The sequence below is a fragment of the Nocardioides sp. genome, assembly GCF_036267815.1.
GTDB lineage: Bacteria > Actinomycetota > Actinomycetes > Propionibacteriales > Nocardioidaceae > Nocardioides.
In genome coordinates this window covers 97,046-120,346 of the sequence record NZ_DATAVI010000065.1, presented here as the reverse complement: position 1 = coordinate 120,346, position 23,301 = coordinate 97,046, and the positions used below count along the sequence as shown (strand labels likewise).

The following is a 23,301-nucleotide window of genomic DNA, read 5'->3' as shown; positions in this document are numbered from 1 at the left end:
GTAGGCGTACTGCGTGTCGGTGTCGACGTTCATCTTCACCACGCCGTACTTCACGGCGTCCGCGATCTCCTGCTCGGTCGACCCCGAGCCGCCGTGGAAGACCAGGTCGAGCGGCAGTGAGCCAGGCCCGAAGCCCGCGTGGGTGCCGTACTTCTCGATGATCGCGTCCTGGGCCTTCTTCAGGATCTCGGGGCGGAGCTTGACGTTGCCCGGCTTGTAGACACCGTGCACGTTGCCGAAGGTCAGGGCCGTGAGATAGCGACCCTTGTCGCCCAGTCCGAGCGCCTCGACCGTCTCCAGCGCGTCCTCCGGCGTGGTGTAGAGCTTCTCGTCCATCGCGCCCTCGACGCCGTCCTCCTCGCCGCCCACGACACCGATCTCGACCTCGAGGATGATGTGGGCGGCCGCGCACTTCGCGAGGAGCTCCTGGGCGATCTGGAGGTTCTCCTCCAGGGGAACCGCCGAGCCGTCCCACATGTGTGACTGGAACAGCGGCGCCTCGCCGCGCGCCACGCGCTCGGCGCTGATGTCCAGCAAGGGGCGGACGAACCCGTCGAGCTTGTCCTTGGGGCAGTGGTCGGTGTGCAGGGCGACGTGGATCGGGTAGCTCTTCGCCACCTCGGCGGCGTACGCCGCGAACGCCACCGAGCCGGTCACCATGCTCTTCACCGCCGGGCCAGAGAGGTACTCCGCTCCGCCGGTCGAGATCTGGATGATGCCGTCGGACTCCGACTCGGCGAAGCCCTGGAGGGCGGCGTTCAGCGTCTGCGACGACGACACGTTGATCGCCGGGAACGCGAAGGACTTGTCCTTGGCGGTGTCGAGCATCTGCGCGTAGATCTCGGGGGTGGCGACGGGCATCGGAGGTCTCCTCGTGGCGCGGGCTTCCAGCAACACCAGCCTAGGCCGTGCCCCAGGTCGGGCGCTCAGGGGACAACCGATCGGCCGTCTGCACCGTACAACCCGTGAGTGGGCCACAATCTCCTGAAGAGAGGACGGGGGCGCCATGCGGTCGACATCGCGTGAGGCGCGAGACGCGGCGTACGTCGAGTTCGTCGTCGCCCGCCAGGATCGGCTGCGCCGTCTTGCCTTCGCGCTGTGTGGTGACTGGGACCGGGCGGACGAGATCCTGGGGGCCGCCCTGACCAGGCTGTACGTCGCGTGGCCGCGGCTGGAGCGGGAGGGCATCGAGGAGCCCTTCGTGCGGCGTCAGATCGTCCGCGCTGACGTCGACCGGTCGGTGGCCGACACCGATGCACCGTCGGAGGCCGGCCCGTTGGCGCAGGCCCTCCTTGCGCTGCCGGTCAAGCAGCGCCGGGCCGTGCTGCTCCGGCACTGGCTCGGGCTCTCGGTCGAGGAGACCGCCGAGGAGCTGGCGATCTCCCGCAGCGCGGCACAGGCCCAGGCCGAACACGGGTTGGCGGCGCTGGCCGAGTCGCTGGCCCGGGAGCCGCGATGACCCACGACCTGCTCGAGCCCCTCGAGTCCGGCTTCGCCGAGGAGCCACCGCACACCCCGGTGGCGCAGCGTCTTGCCGCGGGTCGCCGCGCCGCCCGCCTGCGGCGACGCATCGCCACGACGACCGCCCTGGTGGGGCTTGCTGCCCTGGCGATCGTGCCGGTCCTGCTTCGGACCACCGACGGAGCCGGCGGAGGGGTCGACCCACCGACGCCGGTGCCGAGCCCGTCCTTCACGCCGGCTCCGACACCCGTGCACCTCCTGGTGGCACCGGCGAAGTACGTCACCTCGGGCACGCCGCCGGTGCTCTATCTCTACGGTCGGATGTACAAGCGCGACCGCGACGTGACGGTGCTGGGGACGTTCGGCGAGATCGACGTCTCCGAGGCGCACCCGGAGGGCGCCGCCATCGTCAAGGTCGGTGGGCGCACCGAGTGGGTCGCCGTGGTCGGCGACGAGCCCGAACGGCTGGTCGCCGAGAAGCAGGACAACGACAACTACCAGCTGTTCATGGGCTGGGCGCAGCTGGAGTTCCCGCAGCTGTCCGGGCACCTGGCGCTCGCGGCCACCGCGCCGGGTCCCTACACCCCGCCGGTCTTGGACGCCGACTCCCCTGCGGCGTTCGCCGGTCACGTGCTCGTCGCCAAGGCGGGCGGCACCGTCCTCGAACGCATCCGGCAGCCGCTGGCCAACGCGCAGTCCGTCCCGCCCTGTCACGCACAGGCGGTCCGGATCCACCGGCCCGACCAGGACTGGTTCGTCGTGGGCTTCGACTGCCGCGGCCTGTCCGGCCTGTACTCCGAGCCGGTGGGCGTCCGCGCCGACACCCTCGCGACGTGGCTGGCGAAGGTGAAGAAGGTCCAGGACGAGTTCTCGGGCTGAGCACACCCACGCTGCCAGACCCGGACCGAGGAAGACGCGGAACGACGCCAGCGCCGCGCCGGGGCGCAGCCGATCGGGCGGGGGTCGCCTAGCATGCGGCCACGACCTAGGAGGACGACATGACGACCTCGGCACTTGCTCGGAGCGTGGTCGCGACCGCGGCCGTGACGGCGCTGCTCGGCAGCACCACGGCGCTGGCGGCCTCGGGACGAGCCGCCGGTGCGATGGCGGGAGCGCCCGAGCTCGGCGCCTGCACCACCCTGACCTCGGCGCAGGCCGCAGCTCCCAACGACGAGTCCACGGTGGTGCCGTGCGGGCAGCCACACACCGCCTACGTCGCCGCCGTGGTGAGGCTGCCGGCCGCGCTGGACTGGGACACCGCGACCAAGAAGGACCTACGGCGTGTCGTCGCCGGCAGGTGCGCCCCGAACGTCCTCGAGGCGCTCGGCCCCGCCTCGTGGGCGCGGGCGGACCGCACGGCGTACGACTACGTGTTCTTCCAGCCGACGACCGACCAGGTCACCGCGGGCGCTCGGTGGCTGAGCTGCTCGATCGTGCTTCGGCAGGGGGCCAAGCTGGCTGCTCTCCCACGCCGTCACGCGCCGTTCGTCCGTGGTGCCACGCTCGGTGATGCGATCGCCCGCTGTCTGACTGGTGGGATCCTGCGCACGACGTGCGGCACCGCGCACGCGTGGCGGGCCACCGGCACGTTCGCCGTGAAGGCTGCTACGAGGCCCTCGGCCACGTCGCTCGACAAGACCGCCGCCCGCCGATGCGTGCCGCTCGTCGACCCCCACAAGAGGTACTTCCGCTTCACCTACCCCGACCCGATCACCTGGGCAGGAGCCGGTGACCACGTGGTGGTCTGCTACAGCAAGACGCACCAGTAGCCGTCCCCACCCCCCAGCGCCGAGGTGGGTTAGCCGCGCCAGGTTGCTTCGGCGGCGAGATCGGCGTGCTCGCGCACCCAGGAGTGCATCGCCACAGCCGCGGCAGCGGAGGCGTTGATCGAGCGGGTCGAGCCGAACTGCGCGATCGAGAAGGTGCCGTCGCAGACCCCCCGGGCCGACTCCGACAGGCCGGGGCCCTCCTGGCCGAAGAGGAAGCAGACGCGTCGCGGCACGCTCATCGACTCGAGATGAGCCGATCCGGGCAGGTTGTCGATGCCGAGCAGGGGCACCGGCCCTGCGGCGTGTGCCCGGAGGTAGGCCGCGAGGTCAGCCGGCGTGGCGTGGTGGCGGAGGTGCTGGTAGCGGTCGGTGACCATCGCGCCGCGGCGGTTCCACCGACGGTTGCCCACGATGTGCACCTCCGCGGCGAGGAACGCGTTCGCGGTGCGCACGATCGTGCCGATGTTGAAGTCGTGCTGCCAGTTCTCGATGGCGACGTGGAAGTCGTGTCGCCGGGTGTCGAGGTCGGCGACGATCGCCTCGAGCCGCCAGTACCGATAGCGGTCCACGACGTTGCGCCGGTCGCCCTCGGCGAGCAGTCGCGCGTCGTACTGCTCGCCCGGGGGCCACTCGCCCGGCCAGGGTCCGACCCCGACCTCGGCCGGGCCGTGTGGCATCGGGTCGTACGGCGCCCGCTCGTCGTCGTCCATCGGGGCTCCTCAGAAGGCCGAGACCGAGGCCGGCGCGCGTTGGGGCCGGCTCAGCGCGCGCACCAGGGCCGCCTGCCCGTGCCGGCGCACGGCGAGGCGGGTCAGCAGGTCGAGGACGGGGGTGAGGACGGCGTCGGGAAACTCCGGCGTCGGCAGGTCCACGCTCGCGGCGAGGTCGTCGGAGTGGACGACGATCTCCATCTCGCGCGTCACCAGCCAGTCGTGGACGGTCAGCGCCCAGCCCTGCCAAGGGATGAGCACCGGCTCCAGCAGGTCGTGCGACCCCAGCACCTCCGGGAGGCGGGCGAGCAGGTCGTCGACCACCGGGCCGAGCGCGGCCGGACCGCCCGCGGCATCGCGGTCGCTGCCCTCGCGGATCGCCACGTTCACGTCGTCGCCGTGGGCGGCGGAGGTCCAGGAGGCGCCCTGGTAGTGCTCGAGGAGGGGGATCGGTGCCTGATCCGCGGGCGCGGCGGCCACGAGCCGCACCGTGTTGCCCACCTGCGAGACGAGGTGGTGGGCCAGCCCGCCGACGGTCATCCCCGCGCACGCGCTCTCCTCGCCCCACCGAGCGGCCACCTCGGTGCCGAGGGCGAGATCGGTGGCGATGCGAGACGCCGCCAGGAAGGGGTCGCGGGCGATGACGTCCATGCGCCCGAACCTAGGGCAAACCCAGGGCACTGCGCCCCCAGCCCCGGGTCAGCCCCGGGTCAGCCCCGTGACGGGCTCGCCCGACGCCGATCAGGTTGTGGACAGTTGCTCCGGATAGGCTCACCAGGTGGCTGGCGTGCATGCTCTGTTGTTGGGCATCCCCTGGATGGACCCGCACTGGCTCCTGCACCACTTCCACACCGAGTTCGTGTGGGTCAGCCTGGTGATCGTCTTCGTCGAGTGCGGGCTGTTCTTCCCGTTCCTGCCCGGCGACACGCTGCTGTTCTCCGTCGGCCTGTTCATCGCCACCAACGAGCTGAACTTCGCCGCCGGGCCGAACGCCGTCGGTCTCACCGTCGCCTGCCTGCTGTTCGCGTTGGCGGCCTTCCTCGGCAACGTCGCCGGCTACGAGATCGGCCGGCGGATCGGGCCCGCGGTGCGCAGGTTCGACAACCGCGTGGTGAGGCGCAAGCACATCGACAGCACCGTCGAGTTCTTCGAGAAGCACGGCGGTCAGGCCCTGGTGATCGGCCGCTTCGTGCCCTTCGTGCGCACCTACGTCACGCTGGTGGCCGGCGTGAGCGAGATGAACCGGGTCCGGTTCTGGCTATGGAGTGCGGTGGGTGCGGTCGGCTGGGTCGTCGTGATCACCTGCCTCGGATTCTTCCTGGGCCGCACGTTCCCCTGGCTGAGCGACAAGATCGACTGGGTCATCCTCGGTCTGCTGCTGGTCACGGTCATCCCGATCGTCCTGGAGTGGTGGCGTCAGCGCCGCCGCCAAGAGGTCACCAGCTGACCCGTTGCCGAGCGCGTCAACGGTGGACGGCGTCGAGGGCGGCCTTGGTGAGCACGGACCGGATCTCGAGCCCGACGTCGGCGAGCGGGTTGTCCTCACCCGGTGAGCGGTCGATGGCGCACACCACGGTCTCGACGGCGGCTCCCGCGTCGCGCAGCGCCAGGACGGCGTTGCGCACCGCCCCGCCGGTGGTGACCACGTCCTCGACCAGGGTCACCTGCCGGCCCGCGACGTCGGCCCCCTCGGCGAGCTTGCAGGTGCCATAGGCCTTCGCCTCCTTGCGCACGAACAACGCCGGGATCGACGTCTGGGCGCTGAGCACGGTGACGATCGGGATGCCGCCCATCTCGAGACCGCCGAGCAGCTCGGTGTCGGCCGGCAGGAGCGGCACCATCGCGGCAGCGATCCGTGCGAGCAGCACCGGGTCGGTCTCGAAGAGGTACTTGTCGAAGTACTCGCTCGCGACCTGGCCCGACCGCAGGGTGAACCGGCCGGTGAGCCGGCAGCGGGCGTCGATGTCGCGGGCGAGATCGGCCTGCGCGGCTGGAGCGGCGTCGTGGTGGGGCACGTGGCCTACTCTCGCAGCATGCGCATCCTGCTCATCGGTGGCACCCACTTCGTCGGACACGCGATGGCGGACGCCGCGCTCCACGCGGGGCACGACGTGACCGTGCTGCACCGCAACCCCACCGAGGAGCTGCCTGCGGCGACCCACCTGCTGGCCGACCGCGACGGCGACCTCTCGGTCCTCGACGCCCAGTCCTTCGACGCCACCATCGACGTCTGCGCCTACGTCCCGGCCCAGGTGCGCTCGCTGCACGACGCGCTCGGCGACCGCGGCGGACACCACCTCTTCGTCTCGACCGTCTCGGTGTACGCCGAGCCCGACGCGCCCGGCGCCGACGAGGACTCCGCGCTGCTGCCACCCGCCTCCGAGGACGCCACGGAGGTCACCAACGAGACCTACGGGCCGCTCAAGGTCACCTGCGAACGCGTGGCCGACGAGCTCTACACCGCGAGCGGGCTGACCGTCATCCGGCCGACCTACGTGGTCGGTCCGCGCGACAAGACGGCTCGATACCCGTGGTGGCCGCTGCGGGCAGCGCGAGGCGGTCCGATGATCGCGCCCGGGCCGTCCGAGGCGCCGATGCAGTACGTCGACGCGCGCGACCTGGGCGCCTGGACGGTGCGGCTCGCCGAGGGCCGCGTCGCCGGCACCTACACCGCCGCCGCCCCGGCCACGACGTTCGGCGCGCTGCTCGAGGAGACCGTCGGCGCGGTCGACAGCGACGCGCGGCTGGTCCAGGTCGACGGCGACTGGCTGGTGGAGCAGGGGGTGACCGGGCTCCAGCTCCCGCTCTGGACCGAGGGTGCCCCGGAGTTCTCGCTGGCCATGGGCACAGCCCGGGCCCGGGCGGCGGGGCTCACCTGCCGGCCGTTCGCCGAGACGGTGCGCGACACCCTGGCCTGGGCGCAGGCCAACCCCGACGACTCGACCAACGCCCAGTGGGGCATGGAGCCCGAGCGGGAGCGCGAGCTGCTCACCGCCTGGGCCGCCCAGTCCTGAGCCGGACGTGAGCCAGCCCGCATGAGCCTCGCGCACCGCCTCGACGGCATCCCGCCGACCATCTTCACCACCATGTCGGCGCTCGCCCTGCGCACCGGCGCGGTCAACCTGGGACAGGGCTTCCCCGACGCCGACGGTCCGGCGTCGGTCATAGCCGCCGCCGCGTCGGCGTTGCGCGACGGCGCCAACCAGTACGCCCCGGGGCCCGGGATCCCCGCCCTGCGGCAGGCGGTCGCACGGCACCAGCATCGCCACTACGGCATCGAGCTCGATCCCGACCGCCAGGTCGTGGTGACGACGGGCTGCACCGAGGGCATCGCGGCGGCGCTCCTGGGCCTGATGGACCCCGGCGACGAGGTCGTCGTCCTCGAGCCCTACTACGACTCCTACGTCGCGATGATCCAGATGGCAGGCGGCGTACGCCGTCCGGTCACTCTGCGCGCACCGGACTTCCGCCTGGACGTCGACGCGCTGGGAGCCGCCGTCGGGCCGCGCACCCGGTTCGTGCTGCTGAACTCACCGCACAACCCGACCGGCACGGTCCTGACGCGCGCCGAGCTGGAGGCCGTGGCCGAGGTGGCGATCGAGCACGACCTCGTGGTGATCACCGACGAGGTCTACGAGCACCTCACCTTCACCGACGCCGCCCCGCACGTGCCGATCGCGACGCTGCCCGGCATGGCCGAGCGCACCCTCACCCTCTCCAGCGCCGGCAAGTCCTACAGCGTCACCGGCTGGAAGGTCGGCTGGGCCACCGGACCGGCCGAGCTGGTTGCCGCGGTGCTGGCCGCCAAGCAGTGGCTGACCTTCACCTCCGGTGCTCCGCTGCAACCGGCCATCGCCCTCGCCCTCGACGACGAGCCGGACTGGCCACGCGCGATGGCGCGCGACCTCCAGGCGCGGCGCGACCTGCTGTGCGACGGGCTCGCTGCCCTGGGTCTGGACGTACGCCGCCCCGAGGGCACCTACTTCGCCCTCACCGACATCTCCTCGTTGGGCTGGAAGGACGGCATGGAGTTCTGCCTGGCCCTGCCCGAGCGGGCCGGGGTCGTCGCGATCCCCACCCAGCCGTTCCACGACGGCGACGCCGGCGACCAGCTGGTGCGCTGGGCGTTCTGCAAGGAGGCGGGCGTGATCGAGGAGGCACTCTCGCGGCTGGCCACCGCGCGGCTCAGCGCCTGAGCAGCCAGGCCCGCACCTCGGGGCGTACGAGGCAGGCGATGGTCGCGACGCAGGCGCCGAGCATGACGATGGCGACCGGCGACCCGAAGGACCCGATCACGAACAGCATGGTCGCGCCCGACGCGCAGACGACCAGGGCGTACCACGCCCATCGCCGACGCAGGAACACCAGCACCGCGAAGGCGGCCGCGGCCAGGGCCGCCACGAGCACGACCGCCGACAGGGAGATCAGCATCGCCAGAACGGCGTGTCTGCTCAGGCCCTGCTCGGCGAACTGCGGGTTCTTCCGGTAGAGGTCGTCCAGCATCGACTGGGAGTTGTGGCTCAGCACCACCAGCGACAGCACGAGCCCGGTCGCGGCGATGCCGGTGCAGACCCACGTCAGTGCGCAGGCCCAGAGCAGCGCGCGCGGTCGCGCACCCGTCGGCCGGCGTACGTCGTACGCCGAGGTCGACGGCGGCGACCAGCCGGGCGGCGGGCCGTAGGGCAGCCCGGACGACGTCGGTGGCGCCGCGGTCGTCTGCGTGGGACCGGTCTGCGGGGGCGTCCCGAACGGGACGGACGACGACGGCGGCACGCGCTGGTCGGGCTCGCTCCAGGTGCGCAGATGCGGTGGCGGCGGACCGGCGGGCCGCGGGGCGGGAGGCGAGTCGCCGAACCACACCCGGTTGGGTCCCAGCCACATGGTCATCACCGCCGCGGCGACCGCCGTGCACCAGAAGGTCGCCGCCGCCGACCCGACGATGCCGTCGCTGACCAGGCCGGTCACGAACAACGGGACCGCCAGGACGCTGAGCGCGACCCGGGCACTGCGGCTGCGCCGGCTGGCGTGCCACGCCTGCACGCCCATCGCCACCGCACACGCGGCGCAGACCATCGAGAGGACCTTCACCGTCGTGGTCAGACCGGCGAGGCCGACACCGTCGTCGCGCAGCTTCGACCGGCCCAGGAACGACTGGAGGGCCTGACGGGTCGCCATCGCGTGCAGGTCGGCGATCCGGTCCCACATCAGCAGGACGGCGAAGACCGAGCCGAGCAGGACCACCGCACATGCCACCGTCACCTGCGGAGGCCGCGGCGGTGCCTTCTGCTCGCTCACGGCACCCATTGCATCATGCGGGCGAAGGGCCGTGCCCATCGTCGGCGCCGTGCGGACGCCGGTGCAGGATGGGGTCATGAGCTACGAGGCAGCGCCGACCCGCTATGACGACACCGTCTACCGCCGCACCGGTCACAGCGGGCTGAAGCTGCCGCCGCTCTCGCTCGGTCTGTGGCAGAACTTCGGCGACGACCGGCCCGAGGAGACGCAACGCGCCATCCTGCGCAGGGCCTTCGACCGCGGCGTGACGCACCTCGACCTGGCCAACAACTACGGGCCGCCCTACGGGCGAGCCGAGGAGAACTTCGGCCGCTGGATGCGCGAGGACCTCGCGCCGTACCGCGACGAGCTGGTGATCTCCACCAAGGCGGGCTACGACATGTGGCCGGGCCCCTACGGTCAGGGCGGCGGCTCGAGGAAGTACCTGCTCGCCTCGCTGGACCAGTCGCTGGCGCGGATGGGGCTGGAGTACGTCGACATCTTCTACAGCCACGTCTTCGACCCCGAGAGCCCGCTGGAGGAGACGATGGGCGCTCTCGACACCGCGGTGCGGTCGGGCCGGGCGGTCTACGCCGGGATCTCGTCGTACTCCGCGGCGAAGACGAACGAGGCGGCCACCATCGCCCGCCAGCTCGGCACTCCGCTGCTGATCCACCAGCCGTCGTACTCCATGCTCAACCGGTGGATCGAGGGCGGCCTTCTCGACGAGCTCGAGGAGCAGGGCATGGGGTGCATCGTCTTCACGGCGCTGGCCCAAGGGCTGCTCACCGACCGCTACCTGCACGGCGTCCCCGACGACTCGCGGGCCGCGCGTGAGGACACGACGCTCACCGGGCTCGACGAGAGCGTGCTGGAGCGGGTGCGCGCGCTGGACGAGATCGCGCGCGGGCGTGGGCAGAAGCTGGCCCAGCTCGCCCTCCAGTGGGCGCTGCGCGATCCCCGCGTCACCTCGGCCGTGATCGGGGCCTCCAGCGTGGCGCAGCTCGACACCAACCTCGACGCCCTGGACTTCCCCACCCTCGCCGACGACGAGCTGGCCGAGATCGACCGCTACGCCGTCGAGTCGGGCGTCAACCTCTGGGCCGACTCCACCGACGGCTAGCCCGTCTCGTCGAGCTGCGCCTTCCGACCCGGTGGCCGACGCCACGGAGTCCGGCGGGTGTGTGCGCGGCGGCGGGCACGGCCCAGGCCTGCGGATCACTGCAGGCTGAGCTCGCCGTCCACGGCGTCGACCCGCACCCTCCCGCCGTCGGTGACCTCACCGCCGATGAGCAGGCGGGCGAGGCGGTCGCCGATCGCGCTCTGGATGAGCCGGCGCAGCGGGCGCGCGCCGTACGCCGGGTCGTAGCCGGTCTCGGCCAGCCACGCGCGGGCGGCGTCGCTGACGTCGATCGTGATCCGGCGCGCGGCCAGCCGCCGCTCCAGCAGCGAGAGCTGGAGGTCGACGATGCGGGCCAGCTCGTCTCGGGTCAGGGCGTCGAACACCACGATCTCGTCGAGGCGGTTGAGGAACTCCGGCTTGAACGACGCGCGCACCATCGACATCACCGACTGCCGCTTGGCGTCGGGGGCCAGGGTCGGGTCGACCAGGAACTGCGAGCCGAGGTTGGAGGTCAAGATGAGCAGCGTGTTGCGGAAGTCGACGGTCCGACCCTGGCCGTCGGTCAGCCGGCCGTCGTCGAGCACCTGGAGCAAGATGTCGAAGACCTCGGGGTGGGCCTTCTCGACCTCGTCGAGGAGCACCACGGAGTACGGCCGTCGCCGGACGGCCTCGGTCAGCTGCCCGCCCTCGTCGTAGCCGACGTAGCCCGGAGGCGCGCCGACGAGCCGCGCGACGGAGTGCTTCTCGGAGTACTCGCTCATGTCGATGCGGACGATCGCCCGCTCGTCGTCGAAGAGGAAGTCGGCCAGCGACTTGGCCAGCTCGGTCTTGCCGGTGCCGGTCGGACCCAGGAACAGGAAGGAGCCGGTGGGCCGGTTGGGGTCGGAGATCCCCGCCCGCGAGCGACGTACGGCGTCGCTGACCGCCCGGACGGCGTCGCGCTGGCCGATCAGGCGACGTCCGATCACGTCCTCCATCTCCAGCAGCTTCGCGGTCTCGCCCTGGAGCAGCCTGCCGGTCGGGATGCCGGTCCACGCCTCGACGACCTCCGCGATCTGCTCGGCCCCGACCTCCTCGCCCACCATCGGCTCGACGTCGGCGGCCTCGACCTTCTCGATGGTCTCGAGCTTCTTCTCCAGCTCGGGGATCGACTCGTAGCGGATCTTCGACGCGCCTTCGAGGTTGCCCTCGCGCAGCATCTTGTCGGCCTCGATCCGCAGCTGGTCGAGCGCGCGCCGCAGCTCGCCCTCGCCCTCCAGCGACGCCTTCTCCCGCTCCCACCGCGCCTCGAGCCCGCGCAGCTCCTCGTCGGCGTCGGCGAGGTCGGCGCGCAGCCGCTCGAGCCGGTCCTTCGAGGCCGGGTCGGTCTCCTTCTCGAGGGCGAACTCCTCCATCTTCAGCCGGTCGACGGTGCGCCGGAGCTGGTCGATCTCCTCGGGTGAGGACTCGATCTCCATCCGCAGCCGGGACGCCGACTCGTCGATCAGGTCGATCGCCTTGTCGGGCAGCTGCCGCCCGGTGATGTAGCGGTCGCTGAGGGTTGCGGCCGCGACGAGCGCGGCGTCGGTGATCCGGACGCCGTGGTGGGCCTCGTACTTCTCCTGGATGCCGCGCAGGATCTGGATGGTGTCCTCGACCGAGGGCTCACCGACGAACACCTGCTGGAAGCGGCGCTCCAGCGCGGGGTCCTTCTCGATCCGCTCGCGGTACTCGTCGAGTGTCGTCGCCCCGATCATCCGCAGCTCGCCGCGGGCCAGCATCGGCTTGAGCATGTTGCCGGCGTCCATGGCGGAGTCCCCGCCCGCGCCCGCGCCGACCACGGTGTGCAGCTCGTCGATGAAGGTGACCACCTGGCCGCCGGAGTCCTTGATCTCCTCCAGCACGGCCTTGAGCCGCTCCTCGAACTCACCGCGGTACTTCGCCCCCGCGACCATCGCCGCGAGGTCCAGCGAGAGCAGGCGGCGGCCCTTCAGCGAGTCGGGCACGTCGCCGGCCACGATCCGCTGGGCAAGGCCCTCGACGACCGCCGTCTTGCCGACCCCGGGCTCGCCGATGAGCACCGGGTTGTTCTTGGTACGACGTGACAGGACCTGGATGACGCGACGAATCTCGGAGTCGCGGCCGATGACGGGGTCGAGCTTGCCGTCCTGGGCCGCCCGGGTCAGGTCGACGGAGAACTTCTCCAGGCTCTCGTACGTCGACTCCGCCTCGGGGCTGGTCACGCGGCGGTTGCCACGCAGCGCGGTCAGGCCCTCTCGGAGCCCGTCGGCGGTCAGGCCGACGTCGAAGAGGAGCTTCTGGGCGAGTGACTCCACCGTGGCGAGGCTGACCAGGAGGTGCTCGGTGGCGACGTAGTCGTCCTTCATCGAGGCCGCGAGGTCGAGCGCGCCGGCGAGCACCCGGGTCAGCGCCGGCGACGCGGCCGGCTGCTGGACGGTGGCGCCACTGGCCTTGGGCAGGCCCTGGAGCGCGCCCTCGACCTGGGCGGCCAGCGACGCGGCGTCGGCACCGGTCCTGCCCACCAGCTGGCGCGCCGTACCGTCGGCGTCGCGCAGCAGTGCCGCGAGCAGGTGGATCGGCTCGGTCTGGGTGTTGCCCGCCGTGGTCGCGGCGAGCTGGGCGGTCTCGATCGCCTCACGACTGCGGGTCGTGAACTTCTCGGCCCCGAACTGGCTCATCTGGCTCCTTGGACGCGTGCTGGTGAGAGCCACTGTGGCCCTCACCCGGCACAACGAGCGAGGAGTTGAGTCGATTCCCCTCAACTCTGAGAACTTGCTCTGCCCCCATCGTGCCGTGCGCCTCGAGGGAGACGTGGTGAAGCCGGCATGGCCGACGACCAGCGGGCCGGCTTCACATGTGGGACAGGATCGTCGCGCTGTCGCGGCTGCCGTCGGAGCCGACGTAGTGCAGGGTCCTGGCCTGCTGGCAGATGCCGGAGTCGAGACAGATCTGCGGGTCCATCCTCAGGCCGTCGGCCAGCGAGACCACGATCCACTCGTTGCCGGGTCCGACCTCGGCCCACGCCTTGGCGCCGTCCCAGTCCTGGTAGGCGAACGACGTGCTGGCGGTCTCGGCGGCGCCGTCGCCGGCCGTCACGCCCAGGGAGTGCAGGGCGAGCGAGCCGTCGACCGTCTGGTGACTGGCCCGGATCTGGGTCCCGCTCGTGGGGCCGCCCGGCGCGGAGATCTCGAGGTCCCACTCCGGGTCGGCGGCCGAGGAGTCCTTGGCGACCTCGAAGACCGGGTCCTGCGCGGTGACGGCGGGCAGGTAGACCTCGGGGGCCGTTCGCTCGATGCTCTGTCCCGCGGGGTAGGTCCAGCAGGTGCTGGCGCGCAGGACCTGGGCGGGGTCCGTGCCCGGGGCGACCGCGATCCCGAGCAGCCGACCTGCCGCCGGCGTGGGGCAGGCGTTGAGGAGCTCACCGCAGTACCACACCTGCGCGTCGTCGCCGTTGCCGTGGGTGAGGGTCTTCAGCTGGGGGTTGGCGTCGCACACGCTGCCCGCGTCGTACTGGCCGTCGCTCCACTCCGGGTCCACACCGGCAGCGGCGGAGTCGCGGGCGTCGAGGAAGACGTACGCCGGCTGGTCGGCTCCCGAGCCCTGGTAGATCGAGGTGCCATCGGCGGCGTCGGCACCGGCGTGGCCGGCGAAGGTGAAGACCGCGGCGCCGACCGCGACAAGGGCGGCGGCCGGGCCGATGCGTCGGATGGTGGTGAACATCGTGGCTCCTGGGGGATCGCGTGGGGGTTCGCCAGGGTGGGCGACACGGAGATGCTCGCGCGGTCCGCAGGAATGTTCTGTCACTCACCTGACAGAACGCATCACCCCGCGGCGGTCAGTCGCGGGAGCGGCGCCAGACGACGACGGAGGACGGCGTCTGCGGCTGGCGGAGCACCGGCAGCCTGCTGCGGTCGGTACGGCGCGTGGTCGCCGAGGCGGCGGCGTGGAGCGCGTCGCGGGCGGCGGCGAGCTCGGCCTGGAGCTCGTCGTTGCGCGCCCGGAGGGCGGCGACCTGGTGCTCGAGCTCGAGGATGCGGCGTACCCCCTCGATGCCGACGCCGCCTGCGGTCAGGTTGGCGATCTCGCGGAGCAGCTCGATGTCGCGGTAGCTGTAGCGGCGGCCACCACCGCCGGTGCGACCCGGCATGATCAGCCCCATCCGCTCATAGGAGCGCAGGGTCTGCGGGTGGAGACCGGACAGCTCGGCGGCGACGCTGATGACGTAGACCGCCGCGTCCGGGCCCGGCAGCCGCGGCTCGCGGGAGGTCACGACTCGGCCTGGTCGAAGAGGTTGGCGCGCAGGGTCGCGTCCACGCCCGCGGCGCGGTAGGCCGCGACCGCCTCCCGGGCGGCGTCGTTGAGCCTGGCCGGCACCTGGATCTGGACGGTCGCGAGCAGGTCGCCCTTGGTCCCGTCCTTCTTCGGCGCCCCGCGGCCGCGCACCCGGAAGGTGCGCCCGTTGGGGGTGCCGGCGGGGATCTTGAGGGTGACCGGGGCGCCGCCGAGGGTCGGGATCGTGACGTCGGCTCCCAGCACGACCTCGTCGAACGACACCGGGACGTCGAGGGTGAGGTTGTCGCCCTTGCGCCCGAACAACCGGTCGGGGGTCACCTTCACGGTGACGAACAGGTCACCGCCGGGGCCGCCGTTCTCGCCGGCCCCGCCCTTGCCGCGCAGGCGGATGCGCTGGCCGTCCTTCACGCCCGCCGGGATGCGGGCCTGGATCGTGCGCGCCGAGGTGCCACGCCCGGAGCCGTGACAGGTCGGGCACGCCTCGTCGTAGATCAGCTGGCGCCCACCGCAGCGCGGGCACGTCTGGTTGATCGAGAAGCCGCCGCCGGCGGAGTCCACGATGAACCCCGCCCCCTCGCACTCGGGGCAGATCCTGGGCTGGGTGCCCGGCTTGCCGCCGGTGCCGCGACAGTCGGGGCACGCCGAGTCCGACGTCAGCCGGAGGCTGATCGTGACGCCGCCCAGGGCGTCGGAGAAGCCGATCGTGGCGGTGCTCTCGACGTCGGCGCCCCGCGCCGGCCGGGGGCGTGCGCGGGTGGTGCCGCCGCCGGAGCGGCCGTTGCCGAACAGGTCGCCGAAGAGGTCGCCGAACCCGCCCGCGCGGTCGCGCAGCAGGTCGCCGAGGTCGAAGCCGGCGCCGCCGCCGGGCGAGCCGCCGGGGAAGCCGCCGCCCATGCCGCGACCGCCGTAGAGACGCCGCACCTCGTCGTACTTCGGACGCTTCTCCTCGTCACCGACGACGTCGTAGGCCTCGGCCACGGCCTTGAACTTCTCGTGCTTGGCGGTGTCGCCGGGGTTGGAGTCGGGGTGGTTGGCCCGCGCGAGCTTGCGGTAGGCCTTCTTGATGTCGGCCTGGCTGGCCTGCTTGTCGACGCCGAGCTCGGCGTAGTAGTCCTTGGTGGCCCAGTCGGCCCGGACTCCGTCGGTGGTGCTCACGGGTTCACCCCCTCTCCGTCAGTGTGCCCGTCGTGGTGCCCGTCGTGGTGCCGGTCGTGGACGGCTTCGTCAGTCGCCTGGTCCGGGGTCGACGACCAGCACCTGCGCCGCGCGCACGACGCGGTCGCCGATCCGGTAGCCGGCCTTCGCCACGATCTTGCAGGTCGTGACCTTCACGTCGGGATCCTCCCCGATGTGGCTCAGTGCCTCGTGGAGGCGCGGGTCGAACGGGTCGCCCGGCTCGCCGTACTTCACGAGTCCGGCGCCCGCCACCACGCGGCCGAGCTGGTCGGCCACGGCCTGGAAGCCCTCGTCGAGCTCGCTTCCCAGCGATCGAGCGGACTCGCGCGCCCGGTCGATCGTGTCGAGCACGTCGACGATGGGCGCGAGCGCGGCGTACGTCGCGTTCTCCCGCACCAGCTCGCGGTCACGGTCGACGCGGCGCTTGTAGTTGACGTACTCGGCCTGGAGACGCTGGAGGTCGGCCGTGCGCTCGGCGAGCGCGCGCTCCAGCCGGACCTCGTCGGTCGGGCCCGCGTCGACCCCGGGATCCACCACGTCACCGGCGTCACCGGCGTCATCGAGGTCGGCGAGATCGCTCGGCTCGAGCGGGGCCCCCTCCTCGATGAACTGGTCGACGCCGCTGATGTCGTCGATCATCCGCGCCAGGTCGTCCGGCGCCGCGGCCACGGGCTCCTCCTCGGACGAGGTGGTCGTAGGGGGAGCCGCGTCCTGCGGCTCCCCCGTCGGCCGATCGGTCATGGGGTCTCGCCCTCGCCGGACTGGGCCTCGCCGGTCTGGGCCTCGCCGGTCTGGGGCTCGGACTCGTCGACGATCTCGGCGTCGACGACGTCGTCGTCCCCGCCGCCGGTCGACGTGTCCGCGCCACCGGCCGCGGCCTGGTCGGCATCGGCGGCGGCGTACATCGCCGCGCCCATCTTCTGGCTCGACTCACCCAGCTTGGTCACGCCCGCCCGGATCTCGTCCGAGTCCGCGTCGTCGTTGGCCAGCGTCGCCTTGAGCGCGTCGAGGTCGGCCTGGACCTCGGTCTTGACCTCGTCCGGGATCTTCTCGGCGTTGTCGCCCAGGAACTTCTCGGTGGAGTAGACCAGGGACTCGGCCTGGTTGCGCGTCTCGACGGCGTCGCGACGAGCGGCATCCTCGGCGGCGTACTGCTCGGCCTCCTTGACCATCCGGTCGATCTCGTCCTTGCCCAGGGCGCTTCCTCCGGAGATGGTCATCGACTGCTCGCGGCCCGACGCCTGGTCCTTGGCGGACACGTGGACGATGCCGTTGGCGTCGATGTCGAAGGTGACCTCGATCTTCGGCACGTTGCGTGGCGCCGGCGGCAGTCCGGTCAGCTCGAAGTTGCCCAGGCCCTGGTTCTGCGCCCACATCTGGCGCTCGCCCTGGGCGACCTTGATCTCCACGCTCGGCTGGTTGTCGTCGGCGGTGGTGAAGATCTCCGAGCGCTTCGCCGGGATCGTCGTGTTGCGCTCGATCAGGGTCGTGAACACCCCGCCCTTGGTCTCGATGCCGAGGCTGAGTGGCGTCACGTCGAGCAGCAGGACGTCCTTGACCTCGCCCTTGAGGACGCCGGCCTGGAGCGCGGCGCCGACCGCGACGACCTCGTCGGGGTTGACGCCCTTGTTGGGCTCCTTGCCGCCGAGCAGCTCCTTGACGACCTCGGTCACCGCCGGCATCCGGGTGGAGCCCCCGACCAGCACGACGTGGTCGATCTTGGCCACGTCGACGCCGCCGTCCTTGAGCACCGACTGGAACGGCGCCTTCGTGCGGTCGAGGAGGTCGGAGGTCAGCTTCTGGAACTCCGAGCGGGTCAGCCGCTCCTCGAAGTGCAGCGGGCCCGACTCGCCGTGGGTGATGTAGGGCAGGTGGATCGTGGTCTCGCTCGAGGCCGAGAGCTCGATCTTGGCCTTCTCGGCGGCCTCCTGGAGGCGCTGCATCGCGATCTTGTCCTGCGCGAGGTCGACGCCGTTGTTGTCCTTGAACTTCTTGACCATCCACTCGACGACCCGGCCGTCCCAGTCGTCGCCACCGAGGTGGTTGTCGCCGGAGGTGGCCTTCACCTCGATGGTGGAGAAGCCGTCGTCGTCCTTGCCGACCTCCAGCAGGGACACGTCGAACGTGCCGCCACCGAGGTCGAAGACCAGGATCGTCTGGTCGCTGTCGCCCTTGTCGAGCCCGTAGGCCAGCGCGGCCGCGGTGGGCTCGTTGACGATCCGCGAGACGGTCAGCCCGGCGATCTCGCCGGCCTCCTTGGTCGCCTGGCGCTGCGCGTCGGAGAAGTACGCCGGGACGGTGATCACGGCGTCGGTCACGGTCTCGCCGAGGTAGGACTCGGCGTCCCGCTTGAGCTTCTGGAGCACGAACGCGCTGATCTGCTGCGGCGTGAACTCCTTGTCGTCGACCTTCACCTTCCAGTCGGTGCCCATGTGGCGCTTGACCGAGCGGATGGTGCGGTCGACGTTGGTGACGGCCTGGCGCTTCGCGACCTCGCCGACGAGAACCTCGCCGGACTTCGCGAACGCGACCACCGAGGGGGTGGTGCGAGCACCCTCCGCGTTGGCGATGACGGTGGGTTCGCCACCCTCGAGGACGGCGACGACGCTGTTCGTCGTACCGAGGTCGATGCCGACGGCACGGGCCATGTCTGGATACCTCCGAGTACTCCGGCCGGGCGACCCGGCCACTGGTCTGTGGTGGCTCCATCCTTGCGGGTGGGCACCCTGCTGACAAAATTCCTGAGTCGACTGCGCTCAAGTCTGTCACAGGCCTCAACGGCCGCCGGACGTCGGCTTGTTCCCGCTCGCGGGCACTATTTTCCGGCTCCGGCGCTAGCGTCGGGCCGTGGAGCGACACCGGGTGCTGGTCTCGGCACACCGCTGCGGGTACGCCGAGCTGGGCGCGGTCGGCGGCCACGAGGACCCGGTGGCGGGCATCGCCCACTCCGCGGCCGTGGGCGCCGACTACTGCGAGTTCGACGTGCGCCGGTGTGCCGACGGCACGTTCGTGGTCTCCCACGATGCCGACGGCGGGACCGGGGACCCCTCGGTCGTCATCTCCCGGATGACCTGGCCGCAGCTGCAGGAGAAGGCGCAGGACACGGTCCCGATCGACACCCTCCTCGACGCGCTGGTGGCCCAGCGGATGGGGGCGCACGTCGACATGAAGTTCCGGACGCCGGCCCGGGTCCGGGAGAAGGGTGGCGCTTGGGAGGTCGACCTGGCCGAGGCCATCGTCGACCGTGTCGACCCCGCCCGGGTGGTCTTCACCGCCGGCGTCCGCGAGACGACCACGTCACTGCGCACCTGGGCCGATGCCCACGCCCCCGGGCTGGTGGTGGCCCTGAGCATCGGCGGCAGCGTGCGCGGCATGACCTGGCGCGACGCCGTACGCCGCCGCTGGGGCGAGCTCTTCCCCCGGCAGCGGTTCGCCCTCTCGGGCGCGGACGCGGTCGCGGCGCAGTTCGCCCTGGCCATGATCCGGCTGGCACGGTGGACCACCCGCAAGGGAGTCCCGCTGCTGGTCTGGACCGTCGACTCGCCGCGGCTCCAGAGGCGCTTCATGCACGACCGGCGGATCTGGATGGTCACCACGAACAACCCGGCCCGGGCGGTCGCAGTGCGCGACCGCCCGGGCCGGTGAGACAGGACGTGCCTGGCGTTACTTGATCGTGGTCCGGACCAGAGCCAGGTTGTTCGACAGCCTCGGGTCCGGCGTCTTCAACGACGCGGCCCCCGTCGTCAGCAGCTTGGTCCCCTTGCTCGAGAACCTCACCGTGACCGTGTTCGACACCGAGCCGTTCACCGCCAGGTCCGGCGTGGACGTCCACACCACCAGCTGACCGAACTTGGTATAGCGGCCACTGGCCGAGACCAACGTCGTCCCCGACGGCAGCAAGAGCGTGGACCCCACCCGAGCCGCCACACCAGGACCGGCATCCCTGGCCGTCACCGTGTACGTGTAGGCGGTACCGGTCCTGCCCGAGGCCGGACCCGTGAGCTTCGCCTGCACATCTGCCGTCCTTGCCGGCGGCGGGGTCGGCGCGATCGTGCCGATCCTGATCTGGGCGACGTCACGCCCGAGGGCGACGGTCGAGATGGGGCTCAGCGTGGTCGGGTCGACACTGGACACAGCGCCTGACGCGCTGTCGTTGGCGTAGGCGTAGACCCGTCCGTCCGGCCCGACCGCGACCCCGTCGAAGAACTTGTCGTCGAGCCCGAGCTGTGAGGGGACGGCCTTGTTCAGGAGGGCGCCGGTCGTGCTGTCGAAGACCGAGAGCACGTCGTAGGTCGTGACATAGAGCTTGCTGCCGTCCGGCGAGGCCGCCAGCTTGAGGTTGCCGGCGCCGTCGGCACTGCCGTCGGTGACATCGTCGACGGTCCTGACCACGGTGTCCGTCGAGGTGTCGATCGCGGCCAGGCCGTTGTCCTCGCCACCCACCCAGAGCAGGTTGGAGCTCGGGACCAGCGCCAGGGCATAGGCATCGAGCAGTGACACGGGGATGGTGGTGCTCACCTGGTCGGTCGCGGCATCCACCACATCGACCAGGCTGTGACCGTCCGAGTCCCCCTCGTTCGCGACGTAGACGTGCGTCGCAGTGGCCACGACCGCCTCCGGGACACCAGGGATCTGCACCGTGTCGACCACGGCGTCGGTCGACGTGTCGACCACGTAGAGCAGACCGCTCTCGTCGACGAGGTAGAGCTTGCTGCCGTCGGGCGAGAGCGTCGCGTCGACCGGCCTGGCTTGAGCCGGGAGCTGGATCGTGGCGACGACGGACTCCTGCGCGGCATCGACGACATCGACGGTCCCGGAGTACTCGGCGACGTAGGCACGTTGGCCGTTCGGCGAGATCGCGACCGACGACGCGGTGTCCGAGATGGGCACGCTCGCCGCCGTCGACAGGGTCGCGGTGTCGATGACCGACACCACGTTGGCGTCCTGGTCGGGCGCGAAGATGTAGGTGCCGGCGCCGACGGCGTTCGCCGGCGACGCGGGCAGCGCGAGTGCCGCTGCCGCCAGGCCGAGGGCGACGACGCCGACCGTGCGTCGTACGCCCCGCCCCCGAGTGATGGATGTGATGGATGTGCTGGACAGGCTCACTGAAGTTCCCCGCTTTCGGATGTGAAGGTGGCGTTCGAGACGAGCGCCGATGGTGGTGTCCGCCGTCGACCGGGAGCGGATTGGGCGTCCACCCGGGTCGACCCGAGAAGCAGAGAATGGGAACGTACGGCCGGCCGGCCGCGTCCGTCTGTTCGTCTTCTGACAGAACGCGGAACTCGTCGCAAAGCCCTCCGAGGCCGCGGGCGCGCGCTCTCAGCTGATCCTGGTCGAGACCACGGCGAGGTTGTTGCGCAGGTTGGGGTCGGGCGTGTTGAGCGAGCCCGCCACGGCGAGGAGGCTCTCGGTGCCCCGGCTGGAGAGCCGCACCTTCGCGGAGTACGTCCGCGAGGCGCCCGCCGCCAGGCTCGGCACGCTCCTCCAGATCACGAGATCCCGGTATCTGGTGAAGGCGCCGCTCGCCGAGACCAGGGTGGCACCGCGCGGCAGGGCCAGGCTGGCCAGGACTCGCGAGGCCCTACCGGGTCCGGCGTTGCGCACCGTCTCGGTGTAGGCGTACGTCGTCCGCGCGGAGCCGCGCGACGGTCCGCTGATCCGGACCTGGACGTCGGCCTTCTTCGCCGGCGGCGGCGGCGGCGCGATGGTGCCGATCGTCACCGAGTTGAGGATGCCCGACAGCGTCGTCGTCGAGACCTGCTGGAACGTCACCGGGTCGAAGACGTCGAGGGATCCGGTGTTGTTGGTGCCGTCGGCGTCGTAGATCCGGCCATCCGGCCCCACGGTCACGTCGGCGAACCTGGCGGTGCCGGTGTCGATGGTGGTCAGGACCGTGCTGGAGGCGCTGTCGAGCACCAGGATCCCGTTGTCGACGGAGGCATAGACGCGGCCTCCGTCCGGCGAGACGGCCAGCTGGTAGGCGCCCGGGGCAGCCACCGTGGTGATCAGGCTGTTCGTCGAGGTGTCGAACACCGACACGACGTCACCCACGTTGTCGGCGACGTAGAGGCGGCCTGCCGCCGGGACCAGCGCCAGGCCGGTCGGCTCCCCGCCGGCGTCGAAGGTGCTGGTGACGGTGTTCGACGCGGGGTCGACCACCGAGACGGTGTCGTCGCCGGAGTTCGCGACGTAGACCTGGGTGGACGTGGCGACCACGGACGTGGGATCGCTGCCCACCGTGATGGTCGCGGTGACCTGGTCGGTGGCCGTGTCGAGGACGAACAGCTCCCCTTGACCGAGGTCGACGACGTAGAGACGGGTGCCGTCGGGCGAGAGGGCGACATCGACAGCCTCGGAGATCGACCCGTTGCCCGGCAGGGCGATCGTGTCGACCACGGCCTCCTGGGTCGCGTCGATCACCTGCACCCCGGAGTCCTCCGCGACGTAGGCCTTGAGCCCGTCGGCCGAGACGGCCACAGCCGACGGGTAGCTGGCGACGGGCACGTTGGCGACCGTGGAGCCGGTCGCGGTGTCGACGACGAACACCGAGTCCTGGCCGGTGGCCGAGTTCGTGACATAGGCATACGTGCCGGCCCCGAGGGCCTGAGCGGACGGCGCCGGGAGCCAGAGCAGACCGGTCAGGATCCCGGCGATGGCGAGCGGAGCGGCGGCCGGGCGGCGAAAGGTACGGCGTGCTGATGACAAGGCGATCTCTCCCCGGGTGCTTGGGCTGCTCGTGTGCCGCCCGAGCAGCAGAACACGCGCAACGTACTTCGCGGGACTTTGCTTGTCTGTTCGCTTGCTGACACAAGCCCGAAGTTCGCCTGGCGTTAGCGTGGCGTCCATGCCGAGCGACGAGGAGATCACCCGTCACCACGACGCGCCTCCGGGTCGGAGCCCCTGGGTCGGCGAGCCGGCGCCACCGTACGAGATCGAGGTCGTCGACTACGACGCGGGCTGGCCGGCCGACTTCGCCTCCGTCGCGGCGCGGATCGAGGCCGCGCTCGCAGACGTCGTGCTGGAGCTGAACCACGTCGGCTCGACCTCGGTCCCCGGCCTGCCCGCGAAGCCGGTCATCGACGTCGACCTGGTCGTGGCCGACCCGGGTGACGAGGCGTCGTACATCCCCGCGCTGGAGGCGGCCGGCTTCGTGCACACGGTCCGCGAGCCCTGGTGGCACGGTCACCGGATGCTCAAGCACGCCGACCCGATGACCCACCTGCACGTCTTCGGCCCGGACTGCCCCGAGATCGTCCGGCACCAGCTGTTCCGCCAGTGGCTGCTGGACCATCCCGACGACCTCGCGCTGTATGCCGACACCAAGCGCGGGGCGGCGGCCGTGGTCAACGCCCGTGCCGGAGGCGGGACGGTCATGGACTACAACGCGGTCAAGGAGCCGGTCGTGCGTGCGATCTACGACCGGATGTTCCGGGCGCACGGACTGCTCGCGTGACGAGCTGATGGCCCGCCCCAGGAGGGACGGGCCATCAGTGCT

The 23,301-nt window shown here is 71.4% G+C and carries 22 protein-coding genes; 9 read left to right on the top strand and 13 right to left on the bottom strand.

From position 1 onward, the window contains the following. Positions 1 to 861: class II fructose-bisphosphate aldolase (gene fbaA, locus VHW64_RS15195; protein ID WP_329651416.1), on the bottom strand; the 861-nt coding region annotated here is incomplete at its 3' end. A gap of 145 nt (positions 862 to 1,006) precedes the next feature. On the opposite strand from fbaA, the gene VHW64_RS15190 reads away from it, so the two are divergent. The 3 genes from VHW64_RS15190 (at position 1,007) to VHW64_RS15180 (ending at position 3,230) form a co-directional block, all read left to right on the top strand. Beyond that, positions 1,007 to 1,459, top strand: coding sequence for a sigma factor-like helix-turn-helix DNA-binding protein (locus VHW64_RS15190; RefSeq protein WP_329651415.1), 453 nt, complete (start codon positions 1,007 to 1,009; stop codon positions 1,457 to 1,459). Continuing rightward, positions 1,456 to 2,340: a hypothetical protein gene (locus tag VHW64_RS15185; RefSeq protein WP_329651414.1), complete on the top strand. Its 885-nt coding sequence runs from the start codon at positions 1,456 to 1,458 to the stop codon at positions 2,338 to 2,340. The genes VHW64_RS15190 and VHW64_RS15185 overlap by 4 nt, the downstream gene beginning before the upstream one ends. A 119-nt stretch (positions 2,341 to 2,459) precedes the next feature. Then, complete coding sequence (locus VHW64_RS15180) at positions 2,460 to 3,230, top strand: septum formation family protein (protein ID WP_329651413.1); 771 nt, start codon at positions 2,460 to 2,462, stop codon at positions 3,228 to 3,230. A 29-nt stretch (positions 3,231 to 3,259) separates the two neighbouring features. Here the strand turns inward: VHW64_RS15180 and VHW64_RS15175 are convergent, their stop codons facing one another. Both VHW64_RS15175 and VHW64_RS15170 read right to left on the bottom strand, forming a co-directional pair. Continuing rightward, positions 3,260 to 3,940 carry a TrmH family RNA methyltransferase gene (locus tag VHW64_RS15175; RefSeq protein WP_329651412.1) on the bottom strand — a complete coding sequence of 227 codons (681 nt, stop codon included), beginning with the start codon at positions 3,938 to 3,940 and terminating at the stop codon, positions 3,260 to 3,262. 9 nt (positions 3,941 to 3,949) lie between these two features. Next, positions 3,950 to 4,591: a maleylpyruvate isomerase N-terminal domain-containing protein gene (locus VHW64_RS15170; RefSeq protein ID WP_329651411.1), complete on the bottom strand. Its 642-nt coding sequence runs from the start codon at positions 4,589 to 4,591 to the stop codon at positions 3,950 to 3,952. 127 nt (positions 4,592 to 4,718) lie between these two features. Between VHW64_RS15170 and VHW64_RS15165 the strand changes: the two genes are divergently transcribed. Further along, a complete protein-coding gene (locus VHW64_RS15165; protein WP_329651410.1) occupies positions 4,719 to 5,387 on the top strand; it encodes a DedA family protein in 669 nt (222 codons plus the stop codon). Between the two features lie 16 nt (positions 5,388 to 5,403). Here VHW64_RS15165 and pyrE read toward each other — a convergent pair whose 3' ends face one another. After that, positions 5,404 to 5,955, bottom strand: coding sequence for an orotate phosphoribosyltransferase (gene pyrE, locus VHW64_RS15160; RefSeq protein ID WP_329651409.1), 552 nt, complete (start codon positions 5,953 to 5,955; stop codon positions 5,404 to 5,406). A gap of 18 nt (positions 5,956 to 5,973) precedes the next feature. Here pyrE and VHW64_RS15155 point away from each other — a divergent pair, with 18 nt between their 5' ends. Both VHW64_RS15155 and VHW64_RS15150 read left to right on the top strand, forming a co-directional pair. Continuing rightward, positions 5,974 to 6,954 (top strand): NAD-dependent epimerase/dehydratase family protein, encoded by a 981-nt coding sequence (locus tag VHW64_RS15155; RefSeq protein ID WP_329651408.1) that lies wholly within the window; start codon positions 5,974 to 5,976, stop codon positions 6,952 to 6,954. Positions 6,955 to 6,975: 21 nt separating this feature from the next. Further along, positions 6,976 to 8,136, top strand: a complete 1,161-nt coding sequence (locus VHW64_RS15150; protein WP_329651407.1) for a pyridoxal phosphate-dependent aminotransferase — start codon at positions 6,976 to 6,978, stop codon at positions 8,134 to 8,136. Here VHW64_RS15150 and VHW64_RS15145 read toward each other — a convergent pair. Continuing rightward, on the bottom strand, positions 8,126 to 9,235 hold the full coding sequence (locus tag VHW64_RS15145) for a hypothetical protein (protein ID WP_329651406.1): 1,110 nt from the start codon (positions 9,233 to 9,235) through the stop codon (positions 8,126 to 8,128). The two genes, VHW64_RS15150 and VHW64_RS15145, sit on opposite strands and share 11 nt — an antisense overlap. Positions 9,236 to 9,311: 76 nt before the next feature. On the opposite strand from VHW64_RS15145, the gene mgrA reads away from it, so the two are divergent. Continuing rightward, positions 9,312 to 10,337 carry an L-glyceraldehyde 3-phosphate reductase gene (mgrA, locus tag VHW64_RS15140; protein ID WP_329651405.1) on the top strand — a complete coding sequence of 342 codons (1,026 nt, stop codon included), beginning with the start codon at positions 9,312 to 9,314 and terminating at the stop codon, positions 10,335 to 10,337. Between the two features lie 95 nt (positions 10,338 to 10,432). On the opposite strand, the gene clpB is transcribed toward mgrA, so the two are convergent. The 6 genes from clpB to dnaK form a co-directional block, all read right to left on the bottom strand. Further along, positions 10,433 to 13,015 carry an ATP-dependent chaperone ClpB gene (gene clpB / locus VHW64_RS15135; protein ID WP_329651404.1) on the bottom strand — a complete coding sequence of 861 codons (2,583 nt, stop codon included), beginning with the start codon at positions 13,013 to 13,015 and terminating at the stop codon, positions 10,433 to 10,435. 172 nt (positions 13,016 to 13,187) lie between these two features. Beyond that, positions 13,188 to 14,057 carry a hypothetical protein gene (locus VHW64_RS15130; protein ID WP_329651403.1) on the bottom strand — a complete coding sequence of 290 codons (870 nt, stop codon included), beginning with the start codon at positions 14,055 to 14,057 and terminating at the stop codon, positions 13,188 to 13,190. A gap of 115 nt (positions 14,058 to 14,172) precedes the next feature. Beyond that, on the bottom strand, positions 14,173 to 14,607 hold the full coding sequence (locus VHW64_RS15125) for a heat shock protein transcriptional repressor HspR (protein WP_329651402.1): 435 nt from the start codon (positions 14,605 to 14,607) through the stop codon (positions 14,173 to 14,175). Then, positions 14,604 to 15,785 carry a molecular chaperone DnaJ gene (dnaJ, locus tag VHW64_RS15120; protein ID WP_329651401.1) on the bottom strand — a complete coding sequence of 394 codons (1,182 nt, stop codon included), beginning with the start codon at positions 15,783 to 15,785 and terminating at the stop codon, positions 14,604 to 14,606. The genes VHW64_RS15125 and dnaJ overlap by 4 nt, the downstream gene beginning before the upstream one ends. A gap of 69 nt (positions 15,786 to 15,854) precedes the next feature. Next, positions 15,855 to 16,547 (bottom strand): nucleotide exchange factor GrpE, encoded by a 693-nt coding sequence (gene grpE, locus VHW64_RS15115; protein WP_329651400.1) that lies wholly within the window; start codon positions 16,545 to 16,547, stop codon positions 15,855 to 15,857. Next, positions 16,544 to 18,454, bottom strand: coding sequence for a molecular chaperone DnaK (gene dnaK, locus VHW64_RS15110; RefSeq protein ID WP_329651399.1), 1,911 nt, complete (start codon positions 18,452 to 18,454; stop codon positions 16,544 to 16,546). Before dnaK ends, grpE begins: the two co-directional genes overlap by 4 nt. A 199-nt stretch (positions 18,455 to 18,653) precedes the next feature. Between dnaK and VHW64_RS15105 the strand changes: the two genes are divergently transcribed. After that, positions 18,654 to 19,451: a glycerophosphodiester phosphodiesterase gene (locus VHW64_RS15105; RefSeq protein ID WP_329651398.1), complete on the top strand. Its 798-nt coding sequence runs from the start codon at positions 18,654 to 18,656 to the stop codon at positions 19,449 to 19,451. An 18-nt stretch (positions 19,452 to 19,469) separates the two neighbouring features. Here the strand turns inward: VHW64_RS15105 and VHW64_RS15100 are convergent, their stop codons facing one another. Then, positions 19,470 to 20,912: a hypothetical protein gene (locus VHW64_RS15100; protein WP_329651397.1), complete on the bottom strand. Its 1,443-nt coding sequence runs from the start codon at positions 20,910 to 20,912 to the stop codon at positions 19,470 to 19,472. Between the two features lie 213 nt (positions 20,913 to 21,125). Next, entirely contained in the window at positions 21,126 to 22,511 is a 1,386-nt protein-coding gene (locus tag VHW64_RS15095) for a hypothetical protein (protein ID WP_329651396.1), read from the bottom strand. Positions 22,512 to 22,650: 139 nt separating this feature from the next. Here VHW64_RS15095 and VHW64_RS15090 point away from each other — a divergent pair, with 139 nt between their 5' ends. Then, positions 22,651 to 23,259, top strand: coding sequence for a GrpB family protein (locus VHW64_RS15090; RefSeq protein ID WP_329651395.1), 609 nt, complete (start codon positions 22,651 to 22,653; stop codon positions 23,257 to 23,259). Positions 23,260 to 23,301 lie beyond the last annotated feature (42 nt).

What these genes read in the sequence shown, in the direction of transcription:
- clpB (WP_329651404.1), bottom strand. Translation starts at nt 13,015, where the DNA reads ATGAGCCAGTTCGGGGCCGAGAAGTTCACGACCCGCAGTCGTGAGGCG.
- mgrA (WP_329651405.1), top strand. Translation starts at nt 9,312, where the DNA reads ATGAGCTACGAGGCAGCGCCGACCCGCTATGACGACACCGTCTACCGC.
- grpE (WP_329651400.1), bottom strand. Translation starts at nt 16,547, where the DNA reads ATGACCGATCGGCCGACGGGGGAGCCGCAGGACGCGGCTCCCCCTACG.
- VHW64_RS15180 (WP_329651413.1), top strand. Translation starts at nt 2,460, where the DNA reads ATGACGACCTCGGCACTTGCTCGGAGCGTGGTCGCGACCGCGGCCGTG.
- VHW64_RS15130 (WP_329651403.1), bottom strand. Translation starts at nt 14,057, where the DNA reads ATGTTCACCACCATCCGACGCATCGGCCCGGCCGCCGCCCTTGTCGCG.
- VHW64_RS15175 (WP_329651412.1), bottom strand. Translation starts at nt 3,940, where the DNA reads ATGGACGACGACGAGCGGGCGCCGTACGACCCGATGCCACACGGCCCG.
- VHW64_RS15155 (WP_329651408.1), top strand. Translation starts at nt 5,974, where the DNA reads ATGCGCATCCTGCTCATCGGTGGCACCCACTTCGTCGGACACGCGATG.
- VHW64_RS15185 (WP_329651414.1), top strand. Translation starts at nt 1,456, where the DNA reads ATGACCCACGACCTGCTCGAGCCCCTCGAGTCCGGCTTCGCCGAGGAG.
- VHW64_RS15190 (WP_329651415.1), top strand. Translation starts at nt 1,007, where the DNA reads ATGCGGTCGACATCGCGTGAGGCGCGAGACGCGGCGTACGTCGAGTTC.
- VHW64_RS15090 (WP_329651395.1), top strand. Translation starts at nt 22,651, where the DNA reads ATGCCGAGCGACGAGGAGATCACCCGTCACCACGACGCGCCTCCGGGT.
- VHW64_RS15150 (WP_329651407.1), top strand. Translation starts at nt 6,976, where the DNA reads ATGAGCCTCGCGCACCGCCTCGACGGCATCCCGCCGACCATCTTCACC.
- VHW64_RS15170 (WP_329651411.1), bottom strand. Translation starts at nt 4,591, where the DNA reads ATGGACGTCATCGCCCGCGACCCCTTCCTGGCGGCGTCTCGCATCGCC.
- dnaK (WP_329651399.1), bottom strand. Translation starts at nt 18,454, where the DNA reads ATGGCCCGTGCCGTCGGCATCGACCTCGGTACGACGAACAGCGTCGTC.